Annotated in this window: 16 protein-coding genes; 6 read left to right on the top strand and 10 right to left on the bottom strand. The window is 74.0% G+C overall.

Features of this window, described 5'->3' with window-relative positions:
* Positions 1-31: 31 nt before the first annotated feature.
* Complete coding sequence (locus WMF42_RS26885) at positions 32-205, bottom strand: hypothetical protein (protein ID WP_155798890.1); 174 nt, start codon at positions 203-205, stop codon at positions 32-34.
* A 432-nt stretch (positions 206-637) separates the two neighbouring features.
* Here WMF42_RS26885 and WMF42_RS26880 point away from each other — a divergent pair, with 432 nt between their 5' ends.
* On the top strand, positions 638-2488 hold the full coding sequence (locus WMF42_RS26880) for an ABC transporter ATP-binding protein (protein WP_437694356.1): 1851 nt from the start codon (positions 638-640) through the stop codon (positions 2486-2488).
* On the opposite strand, the gene WMF42_RS26875 is transcribed toward WMF42_RS26880, so the two are convergent.
* The 6 genes from WMF42_RS26875 to ptsP form a co-directional block, all read right to left on the bottom strand.
* Positions 2437-3594 (bottom strand): hypothetical protein, encoded by a 1158-nt coding sequence (locus WMF42_RS26875; RefSeq protein ID WP_437685620.1) that lies wholly within the window; start codon positions 3592-3594, stop codon positions 2437-2439. The two genes, WMF42_RS26880 and WMF42_RS26875, sit on opposite strands and share 52 nt — an antisense overlap.
* 13 nt (positions 3595-3607) lie before the next feature.
* On the bottom strand, positions 3608-6406 hold the full coding sequence (locus tag WMF42_RS26870) for a family 20 glycosylhydrolase (protein ID WP_437685619.1): 2799 nt from the start codon (positions 6404-6406) through the stop codon (positions 3608-3610).
* 9 nt (positions 6407-6415) lie between these two features.
* Positions 6416-7426, bottom strand: coding sequence for an SIS domain-containing protein (locus WMF42_RS26865; RefSeq protein ID WP_061607882.1), 1011 nt, complete (start codon positions 7424-7426; stop codon positions 6416-6418).
* Positions 7427-7442: 16 nt separating this feature from the next.
* Positions 7443-8546 (bottom strand): N-acetylglucosamine-6-phosphate deacetylase, encoded by a 1104-nt coding sequence (nagA, locus tag WMF42_RS26860; protein WP_199693646.1) that lies wholly within the window; start codon positions 8544-8546, stop codon positions 7443-7445.
* A 4-nt stretch (positions 8547-8550) separates the two neighbouring features.
* A complete protein-coding gene (gene nagE, locus WMF42_RS26855; RefSeq protein WP_061607883.1) occupies positions 8551-10290 on the bottom strand; it encodes an N-acetylglucosamine-specific PTS transporter subunit IIBC in 1740 nt (579 codons plus the stop codon).
* A gap of 92 nt (positions 10291-10382) precedes the next feature.
* A complete protein-coding gene (gene ptsP / locus WMF42_RS26850) occupies positions 10383-12974 on the bottom strand; it encodes a phosphoenolpyruvate--protein phosphotransferase (RefSeq protein ID WP_437685616.1) in 2592 nt (863 codons plus the stop codon).
* 445 nt (positions 12975-13419) lie between these two features.
* Between ptsP and WMF42_RS26845 the strand changes: the two genes are divergently transcribed.
* Complete coding sequence (locus WMF42_RS26845) at positions 13420-15012, top strand: glycosyl hydrolase family 18 protein (protein WP_437685614.1); 1593 nt, start codon at positions 13420-13422, stop codon at positions 15010-15012.
* Positions 15013-15444: 432 nt separating this feature from the next.
* Here the strand turns inward: WMF42_RS26845 and WMF42_RS26840 are convergent, their stop codons facing one another.
* On the bottom strand, positions 15445-15948 hold the full coding sequence (locus WMF42_RS26840; protein ID WP_061607887.1) for an anthrone oxygenase family protein: 504 nt from the start codon (positions 15946-15948) through the stop codon (positions 15445-15447).
* Between the two features lie 173 nt (positions 15949-16121).
* Between WMF42_RS26840 and WMF42_RS26835 the strand changes: the two genes are divergently transcribed.
* A complete protein-coding gene (locus WMF42_RS26835; RefSeq protein WP_061607888.1) occupies positions 16122-16583 on the top strand; it encodes a macro domain-containing protein in 462 nt (153 codons plus the stop codon).
* Between the two features lie 193 nt (positions 16584-16776).
* Here WMF42_RS26835 and WMF42_RS26830 read toward each other — a convergent pair whose 3' ends face one another.
* Positions 16777-17139 (bottom strand): DUF1428 domain-containing protein, encoded by a 363-nt coding sequence (locus WMF42_RS26830; RefSeq protein WP_061607889.1) that lies wholly within the window; start codon positions 17137-17139, stop codon positions 16777-16779.
* A 33-nt stretch (positions 17140-17172) separates the two neighbouring features.
* The gene (locus tag WMF42_RS26825) at positions 17173-17343 is read right to left on the bottom strand and encodes a hypothetical protein (RefSeq protein WP_437685611.1); all 171 of its coding nucleotides are present in this window, start codon (positions 17341-17343) and stop codon (positions 17173-17175) included.
* Positions 17344-17520: 177 nt separating this feature from the next.
* Here WMF42_RS26825 and WMF42_RS26820 point away from each other — a divergent pair, with 177 nt between their 5' ends.
* The 3 genes from WMF42_RS26820 (at position 17521) to WMF42_RS26810 (ending at position 24137) form a co-directional block, all read left to right on the top strand.
* Positions 17521-18468 (top strand): hypothetical protein, encoded by a 948-nt coding sequence (locus WMF42_RS26820; RefSeq protein ID WP_437685609.1) that lies wholly within the window; start codon positions 17521-17523, stop codon positions 18466-18468.
* A gap of 73 nt (positions 18469-18541) precedes the next feature.
* Positions 18542-19312, top strand: a complete 771-nt coding sequence (locus WMF42_RS26815; RefSeq protein WP_437685607.1) for a Uma2 family endonuclease — start codon at positions 18542-18544, stop codon at positions 19310-19312.
* Positions 19313-19490: 178 nt separating this feature from the next.
* On the top strand, positions 19491-24137 hold the full coding sequence (locus WMF42_RS26810; RefSeq protein ID WP_437685605.1) for an nSTAND1 domain-containing NTPase: 4647 nt from the start codon (positions 19491-19493) through the stop codon (positions 24135-24137).
* Positions 24138-24214 lie beyond the last annotated feature (77 nt).

The raw sequence follows: 24214 nt of genomic DNA, 5'->3' as shown, positions 1-24214 counted from the left end.
ATCTCGCCGGCCGACCCGGTCGCAGCGACGATTACCCGGCGAGGCAGCAGGAGAAGTGCGTCAGCGCCGTGCAGACGCGCCCACACGTCCCGGTAAAGTAGGAGTAGGACTGGCTCGCCCCCTCCTCCTCCAGCTGAGGCTCCGGCGCGTTCGTCTTCACGCTGGTGATCATCACATCGAGCATCGCGTTATCCATGGAGGCCATGTTCCATTCTCCTGTTCCGTGGTTCATCGAAGCGCGCGACTCACCGCGCGCCTCGATGGGGGCGTGGTGCAACCGCTGGACCAGGCGTCGAGCGGGCGCTCCGCATCACGGCGCGTCGACGCGCGGCCCACGTGAAACCGCTGCAGCGCGGCCCCTCGGATCCTCGCCGGGCCGCCAGCGCTCCTCGCCGCGGCGGCGCGTCACGCGCCGGGCGGCGCGGAGCTGTCACGGCGCCGTGTCAGGTGAGCTGTAACCGGCGCGTGTCACCCGTCATGCGCCCGTACCAGTCGGCCGGGGCGCGGCCCGCCTCACCGCGCCCGAGAGGCGGCCTCGTCGCGGGATCCCAGGCGCCGACGACAGGACACCTGTCGTCCGCGGTGCGCTGTCCGCGAGGCGCCCGCGCGCATGGCGATTGCTACGCTCGCGCTCGACATGCAGAGTCCTGCCAAGAAGCGCCCCGGCCCGACGCACCTCCGACGCCTCCTCCTCCTCGCCCGCCCCGAGCTCGGCGGCCTCGCGCTCGGCGCCCTGTTCCTGGGCATCGGGAGCGCGATGGGCCTCCTGCTCCCGCAGGCGATCCGCGTGATCCTCGACGACGCCCTCACGCCGGGCAGCAGCGTCGAGGCGATCGACCGCGCGGCCCTCGGGCTGGTGGGCCTCATCGCGATCCAGGCCGCGGCCGCCGCCCTGCATTACGTCCTCTTCTCGACGGCAGGCGAGCGTATCGTCGCCCGGCTGCGGGCGCAGCTCTTCGAGCACTTCCTCCGGCAGGAGGTGGCGTTCTTCGACGAGCACAGGACAGGCGAGCTCACGAGCCGCCTCGCGTCGGACACGATGGTCCTCCAGGGCGCTGTCAGCGCGAACGTCTCGATGGCGCTTCGGTTCGCGGCGTCCGTGATCGGCGGCGTCGCGTTCCTCCTGGTCACGTCGCCGCGGCTCACCCTCCTGATGCTCGCCGTTGTGCCGCTCGTGGCGCTCGGCTCGGTGTCCTATGGGCGCCACGTCCGCGAGCTCTCCCGCGCCGTCCAGGACTCCCTCGCTCGGGCCGGCGAGGCCGCGGAGGAGGCGCTCTCCGGCATCCGCACCGTCCGCGCCTTCGCCGCCGAGCGGCGCGAGGTGGATCGCTACGCCGGCCGCATCGGCGCGTCGCTCGATATCGCCCGGGCGCGCATCCGCGCCTCGGCGGGCTTCATGGGCCTCGTGTCGTTCGCCGGCTACGCCGCCGCGGCGCTCGTGCTCTGGTACGGCGGTCACCTCGTCGTCGACGGGCGCTTGACGCTCGGCGGGCTCACCTCGTTTCTCGTCTACACGATCATCGTCGCCTTCGCGCTCGGCGGCCTGAGCGACCTCTGGGCCGAGCTCATGAAGGCCACGGGCGCCGCCGAGCGCATCTTCGACCTCCTCGATCGCGCGCCGGCCATGGCGGACGCGGGCGGCGCCGAGCCGCTCGCCGTCGAGGGGCGCCTGGAGCTCCAGGGCGTGCGGTTCAGCTACCCGAGCCGCAGGGACGCGCCGGTGCTGAAGGACATCGACCTCTCCGCGCGGCCCGGGGAGGTCATCGCCCTCGTCGGGCCGTCCGGCGCGGGCAAATCGACGATCGCCGCGCTGCTCCTGCGGCTCTATGACCCCGACGAGGGCCGCATTCTCCTCGATGGGCGCGACCTCCGCGAGCTCTCGCCGGCGTGGCTCCGCCGGCAGATCGGGCTCGTCGCGCAGGAGCCGCTCCTCTTCGCCGCGAGCATCGCCGACAACATCCGTTATGGGCGAGAGGGCGCCTCGGACGAGCAGGTCGAGGCGGCGGCGCGCGCGGCGAACGCCCACGATTTCATCGCGCGGTTCCCGGCGGGGTACCGGACGCTCGTCGGCGAGCGCGGGGTGCAGCTCTCCGGCGGGCAGAAGCAGCGCGTGGCCATCGCGCGCGCGATGCTCAAGGACCCCAGGATCCTCGTGCTCGACGAGGCGACGAGCGCGCTCGACGCCGAGAGCGAGCACCTCGTGCAGGGGGCGCTCGACGCGCTGATGAAGGGGAGGACGACGCTGATCATCGCTCACCGCCTCTCCACGGTGATGGGCGCGGATCGGGTGCTGGTCATCGACGGGGGGACGATCGTGCAGAGCGGCGCGCACGCGACGCTCATCGCCGAGGAGGGCCTGTATCGCCGGCTGGTCACGCGGCAGCTCGCCAGCGGCGACGGCTCACCGCCGCGCCTTCGTCCCCGGGCGGCGCGCGCTCACCGCGGCGCGCGCACGACGCGGCCGCCGCCCGCCTCGTCGACCGCGTAGACGCAGGCGCCCTGCACCGCCACGGCCGAGGGGCGCGTGAGGCCCTCGGCGAGCACCTCGGGGTAGCCGGGGCAGCCGGCGGTCGGGCAGCGCATGACCGTGCCCCCGCCGCGGTTCACCCAGTACGCGTCCGCGCCGTCGATCGCGAGCGCCGCGGGCTCGCGCAGCGGCCGCGCCGGCTCGGTCTGCGGTGCGAGCGCCTCCGCGGCGCACGAAGCCGCGAGGTCGCAGCGGGAGACGCCGCCCGCCGCGCCGCCCGGGTCGGCCCAGGTCCAGAGCACCTCGCCGGCGCCGAGCGCGACGCGGTCCGGATAGTCGAGCAGCACCGCGATCTGCGTGGGCATGACCGCCGACGTGGCGCTCTTGTCCAGGCGGAGCAGCTTGCCGAAGGCGGCGCCCGTGCCGCGCTGGACCCAGACGACGTCGCCCGCGCCGCCCGGGGTGACCGCCACCCCGCGCGGGTGGGACTGGGCCGGCGCGAGCAGCTCCGGCGCGGCGCCGCAGCCCCCGGCGACGGGGCAGCGCAGCAGCTCGCCGGCGGTGCCGCTCTCCTCGTCGCGCGTCCAGTACACGTGCCGGCCGTCCGTCGCCAGGCCGCGCACGGCCGCGGCGTCGGCGGGACCGAAGGCGAGGAGCGAGGTCGCGCCCGCGGGGCAGCCGTCGGCCGGGCACCACCAGAGCCCGTCGTCGGCGACCCAGACGGCGATCCCCTCGGCGGCCGCGAGCAGGCCCGGCCGCGGCGTGAACGGCACGAGGTCCTCGACCGTGCCTGTCGCGGGATCGAGGCGGCTCACGCGATCGCCCGCGCGGCTGGTCCACACCACGTGGGGCCCCACGGCGGCGATCGCGGCAGGCGCGCCGGCCGCCTCGGGCCCGGCGACGACGCACTGGACGCTGCAATCCCCGGGAGCGCAGCCCCCCGGGTCGCCGGGGGCGGGGCTGCCCGTGCCTGTACCAGAGCCCGTGCTCGTGCCCGTGCTGGAGCCGTCCTCGGCCCCGCCGCTCAGGCCGTCGAGATCGATGTAACAGCCAGGCAGGCCGGGGAGCAGCGCGACGACGGCCACGAAGGCCCCCCGCCGCGCCGCGATCCTCGAGCAGCCCCTCACCGCGACCAGCCCCTCACCGCGCCGCGCGGCGTCCGCCCGACGCGCCCGGATCGAGCACCGAGGTGCGGCTGCCGCGGCCGCGCGTGTCGAACGTCCTGAGCTTGACCACGCCGCTCACCGCCACCGGGCCGCCGTAGACCGGCGAGTCGGCGCCGGGCTCGGTGCCGTCGGTCGTGTAGCGGATCTGGAGCCCCGGGAACGCGACGTTCGCCACGAGCTGGCCGCCCTCGATGCGCGCGCCCGGCAGCGGGAGCCGGTAGTCCACGCCGCCGCTCAGGCGGTCGAGCCGCGGGAGCTCGCGCTGCCCGAGGCTGTTGGCGAAGCGATTCCACGCCTCGGCGAGCAGGGCCGCGCGGGCCTCGGCGTCGTCCTCCGTCGCCCACGCCGGGTCGGGCGCCCAGGCCCGCTCCGCGAGGCTGACAAGCTTCGGAAAGGCCAGGTACTCCATCGCTCGCTGGCCCTTGGCGTTCTCGCCCCAGAGCTGCCCCTGGATGCCGAGGATGTTCGCCCGGCCGGCGTCGGTCAGCCGGACGTGATCCCGGAACATCTCGGCCTGATCGATCGGGTTGCCCATGCGATCGGCGTGGGCGCTCCGGTAGACGTCGAGCGGCACGAACTCGTAGGGCTGCCGCGTGTCCACGAACCCGGCCCAGTAATAGCCGGGCTCCGCCGGATCCTTGTCGTAGGCGAGATCGAAATACAGGTTGGTGGCGTTGGAGAGGACCACCGGATAGCCCGCGTTGGCGAGCTTGTAGCCGTTGTCCTCGTCGCCCCAGCCCCAGACGTTGTTCCACGCGTACGGCCTGAAATTGCTGCTCAGGAACTCGGGGTTGGCCTCCTTGTCGACGCCGCCGCCCTCCTGCACCTTCACGAGGCCGATCTCCTCCCAGCCCCCGGTGACCAGGCCGTGGGACGACACGATCGCGCTGATCTTGCGGAGGAAATGGCTCGCCAGGTCCTCCGGCGAGTCGACGCCGGACGCCTGACCGAGGAGCGCCTCGCACGAGGGGGACTGCTCCCAGACGCCTTCCGGCACCTCGTCGCCGCCCGTGTGAAAGGTGGTGAGGGGCGCGCCGGCCTCGGCGTACATCGCGACGATGTCGCCAACGACCTTCTCGACGAACCTGTAGGTGGACTCCCGGCAGGGGTTCATCACGTTGTCGTGCCACATCTGCACGGACATGTACCGAGAGGGGTCGTCGCGATCGCTCAGCAGGTACTCCTCGGCTCCCTCCTGGTCTCCCTCGGCCGCGAGCCGCGCGTGGCGCGCCTCCATCGCCTTGACCGCGGCGCGGGCGTGGCCCGGCATGTCGATCGCGGGGATCACCTCGATGTGGCGCGCCTTCGCGTAACGAAGGATCTCCACGAACTCGGCGCGGGTGTAATGGCCTCTTCCGCTCGATTGGGGCGATTCCGGGTCAGGGCCGGAGCCGAACGAGGGGACGAGCTGGTCGCGGTCGTCCAGCGTGTGGCCGCGCCGGGCGCCGACCTCGGTGAGCTCGGGGAGGCCGCTCACCTCGACGCGGAACCCCTCGTCGTCGGTCAGGTGGAAATGGAACCGGTTCAGCTTGTAGAAGGCCATGAGGTCGAGCAGCTTCAGCACGGCCTCCTTGCGCTGGAAGTTGCGCGCGACGTCGAGGTGCATGCCGCGGTACGCGAAGCGCGGGGCGTCCTCCACAGTCACCGCGTCGATCGCGATCTCCGGCTGGGCGGCCTGGTACGCCTCCACGGGCGCGAGGGCGCGCAGGCTCTGGATCCCGTAGAAGACCCCGGCCGCGTCGCTGCCCACGATCGCGATGCCCTCCTCGGTCACCGTGAGGCGGTAGGCCTCGTCGCCCGCCTGCCGCGGCCGGCCGCCGACGTCGAGCGCGCCCGTCGTCAGCGAGATCGCCGCCGTCCCGGCGGGCGGCGCGCCCTCGCGGACCTCCGGCGCGTCGCCGAGCAGCGTCCCCAGCGCCTCGGCCAGGAAGGCCGCCTCGGCCTGGAGCCCGGCAGCATGAACGATGGGCACGGCGGACGACAACACAAGCGCTCCGGCGCCTGCCTCGAGGTGCACGGGCGAGGGGACGATCCTGTCCACGTCGGCCGCCGGGAGCAGGCGGACAGCCTGGTTATCGTGATAGCGAGACTCCGCCGTCGGCACGGGCGTGATGTCGCCGGGGAACCTGTCGGTCTGCTTCTCCTCCACGAACGGCGCGACGGTCTCCGAGCCGACCGCCTCCGGCGTGGAGGCCACGCCCGCTTCATCCGTGAACACGAAGTAGAAGCCCGCGGGCGCGTCCGTCTCCTTGATGGCCCAGAACGACGCATCGAAGGGGATGACAACGCTCTCGTGCTGTTGCACCGGCTGGAAGGCCTGGGTCGGCTCCATCTTGAAGAAGTCGCCGTTGATGTGGGTGACCTTCACCCCCGCTGGCAGGCTCTCTGGCACGATGGTGCGGACGAAGTTAAAATAGAGCGTCCAGCCGCTGTTCCCGAGCGCGACCGATCCATGGTTGGTGATCGTCAGCGCCGAGCCGAAGCTCACGGCGGGGTCCTTTGTGTTGTCCAGTACCTCCCAGCGCACGGCGATGTCGGCGCCCGACGGGCGCTGCTGCGCCGAGTCGCCGCCTGCGCCGGTGCCGCCGTCGCCGCCGGCACCACCGACGCCGGTGCGGCCACCGCCGCCGCCGCCGTCACCGCCGCCGCCGTCACCGCCCGTGCTGGTGCTCATCGTGGTGCTCCCCGTGGACGAGGGGGTCTCGTCGTCGGCGCACCCTGCCATGAACAGGGCCGCGGCGAGCAGCCCAAATCGGAAAACAGGCCTTCGCATGGCGCACTCCTACAGTGTTTTGGTGACCTTCTTCAGCCGTCTCGGCGCGTCGGGGTCCAGCCCTCTGGCCTCGGCCAGGGCAGCGGCCGCGAGATAGAACGCCTGTACCTGACAGAGCGGGTCGAGCAGCTCGTGGGGTGACTCGGGCACCGCGAGATCCACCCCCGGCAGCCCGGCAGGGCCCACCAGGATCACCTTCGCTCCCTGCCCCCGGAAGTCCTCCGCCACCCGGACGAGGCCGGCCTGGGCCGGGCCGCGCGGGGCGAAGATCAGGAGGGGAAACCGCTCGTCGATGAGGGCCATCGGCCCGTGCTGCACCTCGGCGACAGTGAACGCCTCGGCGTGGAGTCCGCACGTCTCCTTGAACTTGAGCGCCGCCTCCAGCGCGATGGAGAAGCCCGGCCCCCGCCCGAGCACGAGCAGGCGCTGCTCGCCGGCCAGCGCGCCAACGAGCGGGCCGACGTCGCCCTCGCTCGCGGCGGAGAGGGCGTCCGGCAGCGCGCGCAGCGCGTCGAGCAGGGCGGCGTCCTCCTTCCAGCACGCCACCAGCCGGGCCATGGCGCTCAGGCTGGCGATGAAGCTCTTCGTGGCGGCGACGCTGCGCTCGGGGCCGGCGCGCAGGGGGAGCGTCGACGCAGCGACCTGGGTGAGGGGCGAGCCGAGCTGGTTGATCATGGCCGCCGTCAGCGCGCCCGCGGCGCCGCAGGCCTCCAGCGTGCTCACCACGTCCGGGCTCTGCCCCGACTGCGACACAGCGACAGCCAGGGCGCCCGGGAGCCGCAGCGGCGCGCGGTAGAGCGTCACCACCGAGGGCGGCAGGCTCGCGACAGGGCAGCCGAGCTGCGTCATCGCGAGGTAGGCGAGGTAGCTCGCGGCGTGATCCGAGCTGCCGCGGGCGATCGTGACAACCGACGGCGGCGGCGCCGCGCGCAGGCGGGCGCCGAGCGCGCTGTAGGCCGGCTCGTCCTGGGTGAGCTGCTGCGCCACGACCTCCGGGGCGGAGCGGGCCTCCTCGGCCATGATGGAGCTCGTCCGGCTACTCAAGGGGCTCTCCCTCCACGAGGACCCGCCGCAGGGCGAGGTCCTCGTCCACGACCAGCAGATCGGCGAAGCAGCCCGGCGCGACGCGCCCTCGGTCCGCGAGGCCGAGGTGCTCGGCCGGGAACTGGCTGCAGCGGCGCGACGCCTCGGCCACGGAGAGCCCGAGGCCGACGAGGTTCTTGAAGGCCTGGTGCATCGTCAGGCAGCTCCCTGCCAGCGTCCCGTCGGCGAGCCGCACGCTGTTCTGGCACTTCGTGACCGCGTGCGCGCCGAGCTGGTACGGCCCGTCCGGCATCCCCGAGGCCGCTGTGCCGTCGGTCACGGCGTAGAGCCTCGGGATGCAGCGCAGGGCGGCCCGGATGGCGCCCGGGTGCACGTGGACGAGATCCGGGATCAGCTCGGCGAAGTCGCCGTGGGCGAGCGCCGCCCCCACCGCGCCGGGCGCGCGGTGGTGCAGCCCGTTCATCGCGTTGAAGAGGTGGGTGAAGCCGCTCGCCCCCGCCGCGAGGGCCGCCACGACGTCCTCGTAGCTCGACAGCGTGTGCCCGATCTGGACCCGTATCCCGAGCTCGACGAGCTCGCGGGTGAGCTCCAGGTGGCCGGTGAGCTCCGGCGCGAGGGTGAGCACGCGGATCGGGGCGATGGCGTGCAGCGCGAGCGCTGCCGCGAGCGCGGCGTCGAGGTCGCCGCCCGCCACGCACGGGGGCTGCGCGCCCAGCCGACCCGGGTTGAGGAACGGGCCCTCGAGGTGCACGCCGAGCACGCGCGCCTCGCCGCGGCGGGGCGCGTCCATGGCGGCCCGGATCGCGCGAAGGGCGAGGGCGATCTCCGGCATGGGGGCCGTCATCGTGGTGGCGAGCAGGCTCGTGGTCCCTGTCGCCGCGTGCGCGCGGGCCATCCCCCGGGGCGCGTCGCCGCCCTCCATGACGTCCCGGCCGCCGCCGCCGTGGACGTGCAGATCGAGGAAGCCGGGCAGGATCCAGGGCCCCCCGGCGGGCCCGGAGATCGGGGCGCCCTCGACCTCCTCGACGTGCGCGCCGAAGCGCACGCGCCCGCGGAGCCAACCGTCCGGCGTGAGGATGTTGCCTTCCAGATCCACGGCATCACCCCTTGAGCTTCTGCTCGAGCGCGGCGGCGTAGCGCGGCGCCTCGGGGCCGACCAGCAGGTGGACGATCCGGTCCGGGAGCCGCATCACGCCCTTCACGCTCGCCGCCTGGAGCGCCGCCTCGTCGACCGGAGCGTCGTCGGCGAGCTCGACGCGCACGCGCCCGCTCGAGAACCCTTCCACGGACAGGACGTTGGCGGCGCCGCCGAGCGCGGCGAGCCAGCGCTCGACCCGCGCCGAGAGCGCGGCGGAAGCGCCCTCGCGCGCGGCGCTCGCCGCCTTGCGCACGCCCGACGCGGCCGGCGCGGCCGTCGGCGCGGCCGCCGCGCTCGGCGCGTCGACCCGGAGCTCCCGCATCTCCCTCATCTCCCGCGCGACCGACTCGGCCATCGGGCCGAGGATCACCTGCAGGCCGTCCGTGCCCGGGCGCACGACGCCCTTCGCGCCGAGCGCCTTCAGGTCCGCGTCCTTCACGAGATCGCGGTCGACCATGACCAGGCGCAGGCGGGTGATGCACGCGTCGAGCTCGCGGATGTTCGCGTGGCCTCCCAGCGCCCGCAGGAGCTGCCCGGCGAGCCCGCCGTCGGCCTCGGCCCCGGCGCGGGGCGCGCCCCCGGCGGCCTCCGCGCTCGTCGCCGCCTCGCGGCCCGGCGTCGCCAGGTTGAACCGCTCGATGCAGACGACGAAGAGCCCGTAATAGACGACCGCGTAGGCGAGGCCGACCGGCACGATCATCCAGCCCTTGGTCGAGAGGCCGTAGTTGAGCGCGTAGTCGATGAACCCGGCGGAGAAGCTGAAGCCGTGCTTGACGCCGAGCACGTCGAGCAGCGCCAGCGAGATGCCGGTCAGCACGGCGTGGACGGCGTAGAGCGCCGGGGCGAGGAACATGAACGCGAACTCGATGGGCTCGGTGATGCCCGTCAAGAAGGCGGTCAGCGCGGCCGAGAGCATCACGCCGAAGGTGGCCTTGCGGTTCTCCGGGCGCGCGGTGCGGTAGATCGCCAGGCACGCCGCCGGCAGGCCGAACATCATCACCGGGTAGAAGCCGGCCATGAACACGCCCGCCGAGGGATCGCCGGCGAAATAGCGGTTCAGATCGCCGGTGACCACGCCCTTCGCGCCCTCGAACGAGCCGACCACGAACCAGGCGAGGTTGTTGAGGATGTGGTGCAGCCCGGTCGGGATGAGCAGGCGGTTCAGGACGCCGAAGCTGAAGGCGCCGATCGGCCCCGAGGCCACGACCCAGCCGCCGATCGCGTCGATGCCGGCCTGCACGGGCGGCCAGACGACGCCGAGCACGAGCGCGAGGGCGAGGCTCGCGCCGCCGGTGACGATCGGCACGAAGCGGCTGCCGCCGAAGAAGCCGAGGAACGCGGGCAGCTTCGTGTCGCGGAAGCGGTTGTACATCGCCCCCGCGAGGACGCCGGCGAGGATGCCGGCGAGGACGCCCATCTTGATCTTGTCGTTGATCGTCTTCACCCCGCCCGTGATCACGAGGTAGGCGATCATCCCGGAGAGCCCGGCCACGCCGTTCTTCTCGTGCGCGAGGCCGACGGCGATGCCCACGGCGAAGATCAGCGCCAGGTTGTCGAAGATCGCGCCGCCGGCCTGGGCGACGAACGCGATGTCGAGCACGTCGGGCTGCCCCAGCCGGAGCAGCAGGCCCGCGACAGGAAGCACGGCGATGGGCAGCATCAGCGCCTTGCCGATGCGCTGCAGCTCGTTGAACCCTCTCATTCGAAGCTCCTTCTCCCGTGGGCGGGGCGGCCCTCGCGTCGCGCCGGCGACGGCCCCCGGCCCGCATGCTGCGGCGGAATCACGGATGACGCTCAGCCGGGGCGCGCGCCCGGCGCGAGCAGCGCCCGCACCTCGGCCGCGGTCCCGAGATCGAGCGCGGCCTTCGCGAGCTCCCGGCACCTCGCGGCGTCGAGCTCGCGGATCTTCGACTTCACCTCCGGCATCGCCTGGACGCTGACGCTGAGCTCCGTCACGCCGAGGCCGATCAGCACGGCCACGGCCTCGGGATCGCTCGCCACCGCGCCGCAGATCCCCACGTGGCGCTCGCGCCTCTGCGCGGCCTTCACGGTCGCGTCGATGAGCCGGAGCACAGCGGGGTGCAGCGCGTCCTGCCGGCCGGCGAGCCGCGGGTGGGTGCGGTCCATGGCCAGCGTGTACTGGGTGAGATCGTTCGTGCCGATCGAGAAGAAATCGACCTCCGCCGCGAACCGATCGGCCTGGATCGCGACCGACGGCACCTCGACCATCACGCCGAGCTCCACCGGGGGCGACCCGGCGCGCCGGCGCTCCTCCTCGAGCACCTGCTTCGCCTCCAGGAGCTCGTCGAGGCTCGAGACCATGGGCAGGAGGACGCGGTGCGCGCCCCGGACCCGGGTCGCGAGGATCGCGCGGAGCTGGCCGCGCAGGATCGTCGGGTGGAGCGCGCCGATGCGCAGGCCGCGGATGCCGAGGAGCGGGTTGTCCTCGGCGGGCAGCGGCATGTACGAGAGCGGCTTGTCGCCGCCGACGTCGAGCGTGCGGATGGTGAGCGGTCGATCGCCCAGCGCGTCGGCGATCGCCTGGTAGGCGGCGGTCTGGTCGGCCTCGGTCGGCGCGGTGGCGCGATCGAAGAACATCAGCTCGGTGCGCAGGAGGCCCACGCCCTCGGCCCCGAGCCGGACGGCCGTGCGCGCGTCGTCGGCGCTCGCGATGTTGGCGAGCACCGCGACGCGGACGCCGTCGCGGGTCACCGCGCGCTCCGCCGCGGCCGCCTCCTGCCGCGCGCGCAGGGCCCGGCGCGCCCCGAGCCGGTCGCGGTAGGCGTCGAGCTCGGCGTCGGTCGGGCGGAGCAGCAGCGCCGCCTCGCCGACGTCGAGCGCGTCGAGCACGGCCGTCGCGCCCGCCTCGAGGTCGAGCAGCGCGCCCGGGGCGCCGGCGAGGTACGGCACGCCGAGCGAGCGCGCCAGGATCGCCGCGTGCGAGGTGGTGCCGCCGAGCACGCTGACGAGGCCGGCGACCCCCTGGTCCGCGAGCCGCACGACCTCGGAGGGCGTCAGGGTCTCCGCGACGACGACGCTGCCCGCCGGCGCGGCCTGCGCCTCATCGCCGCCGGCGAGGTGCCGCAGCGCGCGGCCGCCCACGTCGCGCAGATCGTTGGCGCGCGCGGCGAGCAGGGGGTTCGACTGGCGCGCGAGCTCCCTGTACGACGCCATCACCGCCTCGCGCCACGCGAACGCGGCCGACTTGCCTTCCACGATGGCGACCTCGGCGCGCGTGATCACGTCCGGATCGTCGAGCATCGTGAGGTGCGCGCTGAAGATCTCGGCCTGCTCGGCGCGCTTGCCCGACCCGGCGACGAGCAGCTTCAGCTCGAGCCGGGTGTGCGAGAGCGCCTTCTGCAGGCGCGCGAGCTCCGCCTCCGTGTCGGTCGCGTGCTCCTCGACCTCGACGGCGAGCGGGTCGATCTTGCAGACGGGGCCGATGGCGAGGCCGGGCGCGGCGCTCACGCCGTGGAAGCGCCGCGCGTCATCCGTCGAGCGCGTCGCGCGCGGCGCGGGGGCGGGGGAGGCGGGGGCGGCGCGCTCGGGCGCGGCCGGGGCGGCGGAGAGGTCCTCGCCCAGGCCGCTGCGGACGAGCTCGACGAGGCGCGCGACGGCCCGCGCCGCCTCGCTGCCGCTCGCGACGATGCGCAGCTCGGCGCCCGGGCCCGCGCCCAGGTTCAGCAGCGCGACGACGCTCTTCGCGTTCGCGTTGCGGCCGGCGAGCTCCACGCTGATGGCGGCGGCGAACGACCTCGCCTCGCTCGCGAGCACCGCTGCCGGCCGCGCGTGGAGCCCGTGCGGGTTGGGCACCGCGACGACGGCGGAGGTGACCCCGACCGTGGCCCGCGGCGGCGGCCTGGACGCGCCGGCCTCGCCCGCGCTCGACGCCCGCTGCGCGTCGTCCGCGGCCCTCCGCCGGGGGCCCACGCTCATGAGGCGGCTCGCGCCGGCCGTGGCCACGCCGCTCGCGCGCTCGACGATCGCGCTCGCCTCGCCGCTCAGGAGGATGATCTGCGTGAGCAGGCTGGGCGCGCTGCGGAGGATGTGGTCGGCGTCGAACTCGAGGAGCGCCTGGCCCGCGGAGACCCTGTCCCCCTGCTCCACCAGCGCCGTGAAGCCCTCGCCCTTCAGGCCGACGGTGTCGATGCCCACGTGGATCAGGATCTCGACGCCGCCCGCGGCGCTCAGGGTGATCGCGTGCCGCGCCGCGTGGAGCTGGGTCACCGTCGCGTCGCAGGGGGCGAGCAACGTGCGGGTGGTCGGGTCGATCGAGATGCCGTCGCCGACCACCTTGTCGGCGAAGACCGGATCGGGGACCGACTCGATGGGCACGATGGGACCGGAGAGCGGTGCGAGGAGCGTCAAGAATTCGCCGGGGTGCATTTCGGCGGCGATCCTACCCCGATGCGCCTCGGCGGGTTCCTGGCTGGGGAGCACGATGGTTCCGTCCACAAATCCGCATACGAGCAAGCGTCGTGCCCCGCATCTCGACCGCGTGCTGCCGGCGGGATGATCGAGGAAGAGCGCTGAACCGGGCCATCGCCGCGCGATCGGCGGGATCGCTGGGGGCGATCCGGGGGCTCTCCCGCGATCGGGGGGATCGCACGGTGATCTCCGGGATCACCCCCCTCGCAGGCCAGGGTCGCCGGGCGCGATCGCGGCGCGCCTCCTCATGGCGGCGCTCGAAACGGGGGCGCCGCGGGGCGGTGGCGCCGAGCGTTGGTGTCATCGCCGGGACCGGTACGCCAGTTGCTCATTGGTTTTGCAACGTTTGCAACGTTTGCAACAACCGGAGACCGGGACACCGGCACACCCAAGGAGATCAGCCATGAAGCTTTCCTCACTCACGACCCTGCCGATCTTTGCTGTCATGGCCCTGGCCGCCTGCGGCGGACTCGATAACGGAGATGGCCTTGGCCCCGATGGATCCGAGATCGACGCGACGGAGCAGGCCGCCACCGCCGCCTGGGCGCCGTACACAGCGTATGCGGTCAACTCCCAGGTAACCTACGGCGGTGTCACCTATAGCTGCATCCAGGCGCACACCTCTCTTCCGGGGTGGGAGCCGCCGATCGTCCCGGCGCTCTGGAACGTGGTCCGGGGTGGCACCAGCACGAGCACCACCACGACGAGCACGACAAGCGCCGGCGCTGGCGGCAGCGGCGGCTCGGGCGGCGGCGGCGGCTCGGGTGGCAGCGGCGGCTCGGGTGGCAGCGGCGGTTCAGGGGGCAGCGGCGGCTCGGGCGGCGGCGGTGGCGCGGGCGGCGGCGACGGCGGTGGCAAGAAGGTGATCGGCTACTTCGCGGAGTGGGGCGTCTACGGCCGCAACTACCACGTCAAGAACATCGACACGAGCGGGTCGGCCGCCAAGCTCACGCACATCAACTACGCCTTCGGCAACGTGGTGGGCAACCGCTGCCAGCTCGGCGACACCTACGCCGATTACGACAAGGCCTACAGCGCCGCCGACAGCGTCGATGGCGTCGCCGACACATGGGACGCGGGCGCGCTCCGCGGCAGCTTCAACCAGCTCCGCAAGCTGAAGCGGAAGCACCCGCACCTCAAGGTGCTGATCTCGCTCGGCGGCTGGACCTGGTCGGCCGGCTTCTCCGACGCCGCGCTGCCCGCGAACCGCGCCGCGTTCGTCTCGTCCTGCGTCGATCTCTTCATCAAGGATCCCCGCTGGGCCGGCGTGTTCGACGGCATCGACGTCGACTGGGAGTACCCGGCCGCCTGCGGCAGCACCTGCAACCAGCGCCCCGAGGACACCCAGAACTTCACGGCGCTGCTCGGCGAGTTCCGCAGTCAGCTCAACGCGGTGCGCCCCGGGCTGCTGCTCACCATCGCGGCGCCCGCCGGCATCGACAAGATCAACAAGATCCAGGTCGGCGAGATCCACCGGCACCTCGATTTCATCAACCTGATGACGTACGACATGCACGGCGCCTGGGAGAGCACGACGAACTTCCACTCACCGCTCTTCAACTCCGGGTCGAACCCCGCGAAGGCGCTGAAGTACAGCACCGACGAGGCGGTCGCGGCCTGGCTGAGCGGCGGGACGCCGGCGAGCAAGCTGGTGGTCGGGGTGCCCTTCTACGGCCGCGGCTGGACCGGCGTCGCCAGCGTGAGCCAGGGCGTGTGGCAGTCGGCCGCGGGCGCCGCCGCGGGCACGTACGAGGCGGGCATCGAGGACTACAAGGTCCTGAAGGCCAAGGGCCACCCCGGCTTCACCCACCCGGACACGAAGGCCTTCTATACCTTCAACGGGACGGAGTTCTGGAGCTACGACAGCCCGGCGTCGCTCGGCGTCAAGATGCGCTACATCAAGGACAAGGGGCTCGGCGGCGCGATGTTCTGGGAGCTGAGCGGCGACACATCGAACGGCGAGCTCATCTCCGCGGTGAAGAGCGGCCTGCGGTGATGGCCGGCGCCGCGCCGGGCAACGGGCCCGGCGCGCGCTGAGACCAGCTCCCCCGCCGGCGCGCCCTGCGCCGGCGGCCGGCGGAGAGCGAGCGACGATCCGCCGCTCGCGCGAAGCGCCGTGAACCCTCCCGGATCCTTGATGAACGGTGGATTGCTCTTCCCGGAGCGAAGCGTCACCGCCAGGCAGGGCCGAGCCGCGCGCGCATGGCCGAGATCGTCGCAGCGGCCATCCGGATCGACGACGCCGCGGGGCTCGAGGCCCTCTCGACGCGCCGCCTCACCGAGGCGGTGAATGCCGGCGCGACGTCCCCTACCGCCACGTGGCCAACAAAGACGAGCTCAATCAACCAGCGCGTGCAGCGTGGCTGTGCGGTGGGACGGCCACCACCCTCGCGCGCGCGCCGCAAGGGCCTGCCCCCTGGGGGCTGCGTCAGGGCGCTCCCGCGCTGCCTCGCAGCCAGAGCCCGACCGTCAGCGCGGCGGCGGCCACGAGCGCGGCGGCGGTCCGCACGTGGTTCCCTGCGGTCCAGCTCGTGATGTAGTCCGCCCATCGCCTCGCGCTCTCGGCGCTCGCCGGGTCGACCGCGGCGAGCGCGTTGTTGCGCGGCACATGGAACGTGAGCGTCTCGATGAACGTGCCGACCACGTAGAGCAGTCCGCCGGCGAGCGCCCAGCCGGCGCCTGGCTTCACCCACGTCAGGAGCGCCGCGATCACGAGGAGGACGCATGTCGCGGCGGTCCCCGTGAACACGCCGAGGAAGACGGGGTTGAGCACCACGACGTTGATGGATTGCATCGCGGCGATGCCCTGCGCGGGGGGCAGGCGGGCCAGCGCGCCCATGACGAAGGTCGAGAAGGCGAAAAAAGTGCCGGCCATCAGGCCGCTGCCGAGCGCCGAGACGAGGGTCAACGTGAAGAAGATGCTGTCGTTCATGGGGCGCTCGGTTGGCTGCTCGGGCTGACGCTGCCGCCGGAGGGGTGAGCAAGCTCGGCCGAACGTCGAGCCCGCCGCTCGCTCGAGAGCGAGGCCTGGCGGTCGAGCGATCCAGGAGCGCGGGCTCGTCGGCATCTCACATACCTGACCACGGCAGTGCTAGGGTGCCCCGCGTGCCGACGATCTTCACCAAGGGCGATCTCCTCAACACCCCGGATCTTCATGCGTACGCGCACGGCGTGAGCTGCGTGGGCAAGATGGACACGGGGATCTCCGTGGCGTTCAAGAAGCGCTGGCCGGGCCTGCTCCCGGCGTTCGAGCAGCGGAACGCCGAGCGGAAGCTCCAGCTCGGGGAGGCCTTCGTCTGGAGCGAGGGCGGCGACACGGTGTACAGCCTCGCGATCCAGGAGAGCGCCACGAAGAGGCCCTCGCTCGCCGCGCTCGAGCGCTCGCTCGCCGCGATGGTGACGCACGCCGCCGGGGCGGGGATCGCGCGGATCGGCGTCCCGCGCGTGGGCGCCGGCAAGACCGGCCTCGAATGGCTGCGCGTCAAGAGCATCCTCGTGAAGGTCGCGAACGACAAGCCGGTCACGCTCGTGGTCTACGAGCAGTTCGTGCGCGCCCAGGGCGCCTGACGCCAGCGTTGCAGGAAGTGATGCGCACCCGCGGCATCGAGACCGATGTGGCGGGCTGGGGCGGTTTGCCGGACGGCGAGAAGGTCCCAGCCGCCGCGCGCCGAGCGGTCCCGAGGAGCGCCGGGCTCGTTGCATCATGCGCGCCCCGGGGCTCCTTGCTGCAATCGCCATCGCTGCATCAGGGGACGGGACACTAGCGATTCTCTTCACCCGTCTCGAAGAGGACAGCGAACCCGCCCCAGATCATGCGCTTGCTGTCGAACGGCGCGTCCCCCATCTGCATGCGCGAGTCGCTCTGCATCTTCGCGTTCGCCTGGTCGCGCACCTCCTTCGAGGGCCACTCGATCCAGGAGAACACGATGGTCTCACCGGGCTCGGCCTTCACCGCGCCCTTGAAGTCGGTGATCTTGCCGTCCGGGACATCGTCGCCCCAGCACTCGACCACGCGCGTCGCGCCGTACTCCCTGAAGATCTGGGCGGCCTTCGCGCAGAGCTCGCGATAGGCTGCCTTGTTGCCCGCGGGGACCGGAACCACGAATCCGTCGACATAGCTCATGGGCGCGATTATGCGGATTGGCCGCGAGCGGCGTCAAGGAGAAGGCGCGCTCTCGCCGACGTCATCCCCGCTCGGACCTCCCAGCCCGCAGTCCTGGGTCCTCTGGACGAACGTGGCGCAGTCGTCGTTGCAAGGGGAGCTGCACCCCGCCGCGGGGACGCACAGTGCCAGCGAGATCACGGCCCAGACACGCTTCGTTTTCATCGAATGGAACCCTCAACTTTCAAGTCGCTGCGTCCAATCGCCCCGCGCTTGCCGGGCGCTTTGGCGTTTCGGCGCTTTGGCGTTTCGGCGCTTCGAGCGCACCAGCAGCGATGGAAAACTCGCGTTGCAAATGGGAATGCGAGCATGGTTGCCCTTCTGTGCTAACCGCTGCCGCGTATGCACTTCCGCTTCGATCAGCTCGGCAAGAACATCCTTCGTGATTTCTTCGGGCTCGTCGGCGCTGCCGAGACCGAGGTGGAGGTCCCGGCCGGCGATGCGCAGCGGATCGACGTCTGGCACGTGCCCGATCCCGCGCTGCTGGTCGCCCATCCCGAGATCGAGCCGGGGCTGTTGCGCTCGATGGCGGTCGAGCCCGGGATGGTGGAGGTCTTCAGCCAGGCCCTCGACGCGGCCGAGCTGCACGAGTGCCTGCGCAAGCGCTACCAGTGGCACCACACGCTCGAGCTGCGGGCGGAGCGGCGGCTGCCGCTGCCGGCCGCGTGGCTGCTGAGCGCCGGGCGGCCGGAGAGCGTGCTGCGCGGCTTCGGGTTCGCGGCGGGCCCGGCGGGCCTGTACGCCCCGGCGCCGGAGTGGCGGGTGCAGGTGGTGGTGATCGGCGAGCTGCCGCGCGAGCGCGGCACGGTGCTGTTGCGCCTGCTCGGCTCGGCACGGGTGCGCCGGATGGCGCTTCGCGACCTGACCGAGCTGCCGGGGGACGCGTGGGAGCGGCGGGTGGCGCTGCCGTGGCTGGTCCGGTTAAGCTTCGAGGTGCCGGCGGAGCTCCTTGCGGGGCTGCCGTCCGAGGAGAGGGATTTCATCATGGAAACCCGGGAGTGGTACGAACAAACGCTGAAACAGGCGGAGGAACGCGGGATCGAGCGCGGGATCGAGCGCGGGATCGAGCGCGGGATCGAGCGCGGGATCGAGCGTGGGATCGAGCGCGGGCAGCTCCGGATGACGGCTCGGCTGTGCGCGATGCGCCTCGGGCGGCCGCTCGCCGAGGCGGAGCAGGCGGCGCTCGCCTCGCTGCTGGATCGGCTCGGGGAGGAGCGGGTGGGTGAGGCGGTGCTCTCCTTCTCCGCCGAAGCCCTGGCTGCATGGCTCGCGGATCCGAGCGCGCGGTAAGTAGCCCACGACGCTCCAGCCGCGGCCTGTCGCTGCCGCACGGCAGCGGTCATGGTACCTTCGGCAGCAGGCCATGTCAGCCATCGAGCCCACGGTCCGCCCGCCCGCCGCGCCTCGCCGGACGACGCGGGCCCATGTCTACAGCCGCCCGCCCGAGCCGGTGTACTTCCCTGAGTCCGAAGAAGTGCCCGAGACGAATCGCCACCTGGAGCTCCGCACCGCGCTGTACCTGATCCTCAAGCGCGAGCTCGCGCACACGGCGACGCTCGGCTCCGATCAGTTCGTCTACTGGGACCCGCGTACCTCGAAGAAGCGCCTCGCCCCCGACGCCTTCGTCCGCCTGGGCGTTCCGCATCGGACCTTCCGCACGTGGAAGACCTGGCTGCACGGGGCGCCTGACCTCGGGGTCGAGATCGTGAGCGACTCGGACGAGGGGGAGCCCGACTGGGACGAGAAGCTCGAGCGCTACCGCGCCGCGGGCATCCGCGAGATCGTGCGCTTTCATCCCGAGGATCGCGAGCGACAGATCCGCATCTGGGACGCCCTGGATGGCGATCTCGTGGAGCGGGCGCCCGACGACCCGGATCTCCGCGCGTGCGAGACGCTCGGCCTCTGGTGGACCGTCGTGGAAGACCGAGCGCTCGGCCCGATGCTCCGGCTGGCGCGCGACCGCGAAGGCCACGATCTGCTGCCGACACCGGACGAGGCCGAGGCTCGGGCGCGCGAGGCCGAGGCCAAGGTACGCGAGGCGAACGAGAAGCTGGAGGCCGAGGTGCAGGCGCTGCGGGTGGAGCTGGCGCAGGCCAAAGGGAAGCGGCGGACGCGGCGACGATCGCCGGGGTGAGCCCGGGAGCGCCGGGGGCGCTGCGGCGCCGCAGCGGTGGACGCGCGCGGGTCAGCGGCCCGTCCTGTCGTTCGCCTTCGCGCCAAGGCGCAGCGCGCCCGGCAGGGAGGCCGCGGTCCGGAAGGACGACGGACGGACCGCCCACCTCTCCCCGCGCCGGTGATACCGTCGTCCCGCGATGGATCGCACGCTCGTCGACGAGGGCAGCTCCTCCCGCGACCCGGGCGCCGTGCCGCTCCCCCCGGGCGGCCTCGGGCACGCGCCCGGCGACGTGCTCGACCGCCGCTACCGGCTGCGCGTGCGCCTCGGCCGCGGCGGCTTCGGCGACGTGTGGCGCGCCGAGGAGCTCCTGCCCGACGGCGCCCCGTTCCGCGAGGTCGCCCTCAAGCTCCTCTGCTCCGACTTCGCGGACGCCGCGGACTGGGCCGACGAGGCCAAGCTCCTCGCCTCGTTCCGCCACCCCTCGCTCGTCACGATCTACGCCGCCGGCATCCTCCACGGCGCCCCGAGGACGCCGTTCGTCTCGATGGAGCTCCTCGAGGGCAGGAACCTCGCCGACCTCATCCGCTACCGGCGCCGCATCCCCTGGCGCCGCGTCGTGGCCTGGGCCCGCGACGTCGCCGGCGCGCTCGACGTCATCCACGCGCGCGGCGTCGTCCACCTCGACCTCAAGCCCGCCAACCTGTTCCTCACCCAGGACGGCGCCCTCAAGGTCCTCGACTTCGGCATCTCCCGGCGCGCCGGCGCCCCGCCGGGCGGCCCCGCCTCGCGCGCCCCCGGCGCGCCCCCGGCCGTCAGCCTCGGCGCCGGCAGCGGCGACGCCGGCAGCGGCAGCGGCCCCGCCGCCCCCGGCAACGACCTCGGCACCGCCGCCTTCCTCGCCGAGCGCGACGTCTACGCCTCCACCCGCCGCGCCTTCGCCGGCGCGGACAGCCCCGCCGCCGCGCGCAACGTCATCGGCACCCCCGGCTTCATGGCCCCCGAGGTGCTCGAGATGACCGAGCCCACCGCCGCCACCGACGCCTACGCGCTCGCCGTCTGCATCGCGCAGCTCACCACCGGTCGCCTCCCGCACGACGTCCCCGACGAGCCCGACGACTGCTCCGACCCCTCGAGCGTCACCGCCTGGTGGACCGAGCTCCGCAGCGCCACCCTGCGCGGCGCCATGCGCGACCTCGGGCGCGACCCCGCGCGCCTCCCGCGCGGCCTCGTCGCCCTCCTCACCCGCCTGCTCTCCGTCGACCCCGCGCACCGCCGCGTCGCCCCGGGGCGGCTCAAGCAGCTCCTCGACGAGGTCTGGGAGCGCCCCCACGGCGTCCCCGACCGCCCGTACCGCGGCCTCGACCCGCTCTCGTCCACCGACGAGGGCCTGCTGTTCGCGCGCGACGACGACACAGCGCGCCTCGGGCGCGAGCTCGAGTTCGAGCCGTGCGTCATCCTCCAGGGGCCGCGCGGCTCCGGCAAATCCTCGCTCGCCTCCGCCGGCCTCGTCCCCCACCTCGCGCGCCGCCACGCCGACCACAAGGACGACTGGATCGAGGCGCGCCTCACCCCCGGGGACGACCCCGACAGCGCGCTCGCCCGCGCGCTCGCCGCCGTCTCGCCCGACCTCGAGACAGCCGACCTCGACGCGCTCACCCGCTTCTGCATGGCGTCGGCCGTCGGCGTCGCGCTCGTCGTCGACCCCATCGCCCCCCTCGGCGGCGGGCGGCTCGCCGCCCTCGTTGGCGCGCTCGCCGCCGGCGAGGCGCGCCGAGGGCTCCGCCTCATCGGCGTGCTCGACGAGGCCGACGAGCGCGCCGCCGCGCTGCTCGCCACGCCCGCCGGCGAGGGCCTCCGCGCCGCGCTGCGCTACGTCGGCCTCCCCGCCGCCGCCGCCGTGAAGGACCTCGTCGCTGGCCCCGCCCGGCTCGCCGGCGTCGAGGTCCGCGGCCTCGCCCAGGTCGCCGCCGAGGTGCAGCGCGAGCTCCGCGGCGGCGGCGCCGCGCTCTCGTTCGTGGCGCTCGCCCTCGCCGACTGGTGGCGCGCGCGCGACGGGCGCGGCGCGCTGCGCGGCGAGGTCTGGCAGGAGCTCGGCGGCGTGCGCGGCGCCCTCGCGCGGCACGCCGACGCCGCCCTCGCCGCCCTCGCCCCGGACGACCGCGCCGTCGCCGACGAGGCGCTGCTCCGCCTCGCCGCCGTCGACGGCTCGCGCGTCCGCTGGGTCGAGGCCGAGCTCGTCGAGGCCGTCGCCGCCCCGCCCGCCGACGTCGAGCGCGTCCTCGGCGCCCTCGAGCGCGCGCGGCTCCTGAGCCGCCGCGACGGCGCCGTCGAGCTCGCCCACGAGGCGCTCGCCTCGAGCTGGCCCCGCCTCGCGTCCGCCCGCGCGCGGCACATGGACAGGCTCATCCTGCTCGAGCGGCTCCGCGAGGCCGCCGACGTCTGGGACCGCTCGGGCGAGCACCCCGACTTCCTCCTGCGGCGCGACCTGCTCGATCAGGTCAGCGCCGGCGCGACAGACGTCGCGCGGCTGCCGCGGCGCGAGCAGGCCCTCGTCCGCGAGAGCCTCCGGCGCGCCCGCGCCCAGCGCGCCCGGAAGCTCGGCGCCGCCGCGGCGCTCGGCCTCGCTGTCGGCGCGGCGTTCGCGGCGGAGCGGTGGGTCGCCGCGCGCCAGGCCAGCGTCGAGGCGGCGCGCCGCGCGGCCGAGGAGCGCGCCGACCTCGCCGAGCTCACCGGCAAGGCGCGCCGCACCGAGGACCCGTACCACCGCGCCGCGTGGATCACCGCGGCCCTCGCGCGGCGCGCCGACGACGCCGCGCTGCCGCTCGACCTCGCGACAGCGGTCCTCGACCTGCCGCGCGCGCACTTCCTGACCGTCGACAGCGTGGTGGGCCCGGCGCTGCCGTGGGACGACCGCTGGGTCATCGCCGGCGCTCCCGGCGGCGCCCTGCTCGTCGCCGACCTGCGCCCGCCCGATCCGCAGGTCATCGACGACGTCCCGCTCGACGCCGACCCGGACAGCGTGACGCGCGCCAGGTCCCCGCGCGTGATCGCCCTCCGGCCGCACGACGCCCCGCACGTCGAGCGGGCGCCGTTCGCGTTCGACACGGCGCTGGCCACGCGCTCGGTCACGGGCGAGGTCCGCGTCTTCCGGCTGCGGGAGGGCGGCACCGTCGCGCTGGCCGCTGTCGCGCCCGTGCGCTGCAGCAGCGCCGTGCACGCGGCCGAGGCCGCGCCCGTGCTCGCCTGCTCGACCGACGGCGGCATCGCGCGCTGGGACATGCGCCGCGGCGCCGGCGCCGATGCCGTCGACAGGCACCCCTTCCGCGGCAACGTGCTCGGCCTCTCCCCCGACGGCGCGCGCGTCGCGGCGGTGCTCGGCCGCCGGGCGCTGCTCTGGGCGCCGGGCGCGGGCGCGGCCGCGGGCGCCGAGATCACCCTCGCCGCCCCCGCCGTGCTCGGGCGCTTCAGCCCGCGCGACCCCGTGATCGCGCTCGTCCAGCAGGGCAGGACGTCGATCTACGCCCTCGACAGGCCCGACGCCCCGCTGTTCGAGCTCGACACCGACCCGGCGCCCGCCTCCGCGCGCTGGGACGCGGGCGGCCTCGATCTCGGCGTCTGCGGCGGCGGCGCCGGCGCCGGCGGCGCCTGGCACTACCTCCGCAAGGGCGGGCGCGCCGCGGCCGACCCGCCGCCCGAGGGCTCGCCGTGCGAGCCGCCCCCGGCCCGGCGCGCGCCGCGGACGCTGCGCGCGCGCGGCGAGGCGTCCGACGTCGCCGCGCGCGACGTCGGCCCGCACGTCCTCCTCGGCGCGTGGCGGCTCCCCGACCGCCGCGTGCTCACGCGCGACCTCGTCCTGTTCAACCCGGGCCCGCCCGCCGCCGAGCGCCTGCTCCGGTTCGAGGGGCTCGATCCGCAGGGCGGACCGGAGCTCCGCGACGCGGGCGCCTCGGCCGCCGCCGTGCTGCGCGGCGGCGGCGCTGTCGCCGTCCAGCTCGGCGCCGAGGTGCGCCTGTACAGCGAGGCCTCGCGGCGCCGCACCGCCGCGCGGCGCGGTCATCTCCTGCGCGCCTGCGACGACGGCCGCCTCCTGTCGTACCGCCGCGACCAGGGCGTCTGGGCGCTGTTCGACGCGGCGACCGACCAGCTCGTCGAGGTGGTGCCGAGGGCGCCCGCGTTCGTGCTCGGCGTCGACGCGGCCTGCCGCACGCTGTTCACGCAGGAGCTCGACGGCAACCTGCTCGCCACGTCGCTCCGCGACCTCTCGTCGCGCACCATCGCGGTGACCGACGGCTACGTCTACGAGGCGCGCCCGAGCCCCGCGCGCGGCGACGTCGGGCCCGGGCTGCTCCTCGCGTTCAGCTCGGGCGCGGTGGCGCGCATCGACGAGGCGCGCGGCGAGGTGCGCGTCCTCGGGTACGCCACGCCGCGCGCGACGGCGATCGCGGACGGCCCCCTGCCGGGCGACGTCGCCTTCGCCGACACGACGGGCGTCGTCGTCGTCCGCCGCGCCGGCGTCGCCGAGCGGGTGCTCGACGGCGTGACAGGGGCCGAGTGGGAGGACATCGCCGCCGCGCCCGACGGCAAGACCCTGCTGCTCTCGTCGGCCGACCGGCTCGCCGTGCTCGACCTGGAGCGTCGCGAGATCGTCGGCGCCATGCCGTCCGAGGGCCGCGAGCGGCTCGCCCCCTGGGACGCCGAGGGCTCGGTGCTCTCGTGGTCGTTCGGGCGCGTGGGCGGGCCGAGCGGCCTGGTCGTCCCCCGCGGCCTGCCGCTCGCGCAGCGGGTCGGAGAGGCCGTGTCGAACCTGAGGGCCGAGGGCAAGCGGCTCGTCGCGCGCCAGTGAGATCAACGCGGATTGTTGTAGGGCGCCCGCTCACCTGCGCGATCGCGAGCGGGCCGAGGGGATTGGATCTGCCCGTG

The organism is Sorangium sp. So ce176, assembly GCF_051519835.1.
Classification (GTDB): domain Bacteria; phylum Myxococcota_A; class Polyangia; order Polyangiales; family Polyangiaceae; genus Sorangium; species Sorangium cellulosum_G.
Note: the sequence above shows the minus strand (reverse complement) of the source record. Positions and strands in the feature narration are given on the sequence as shown.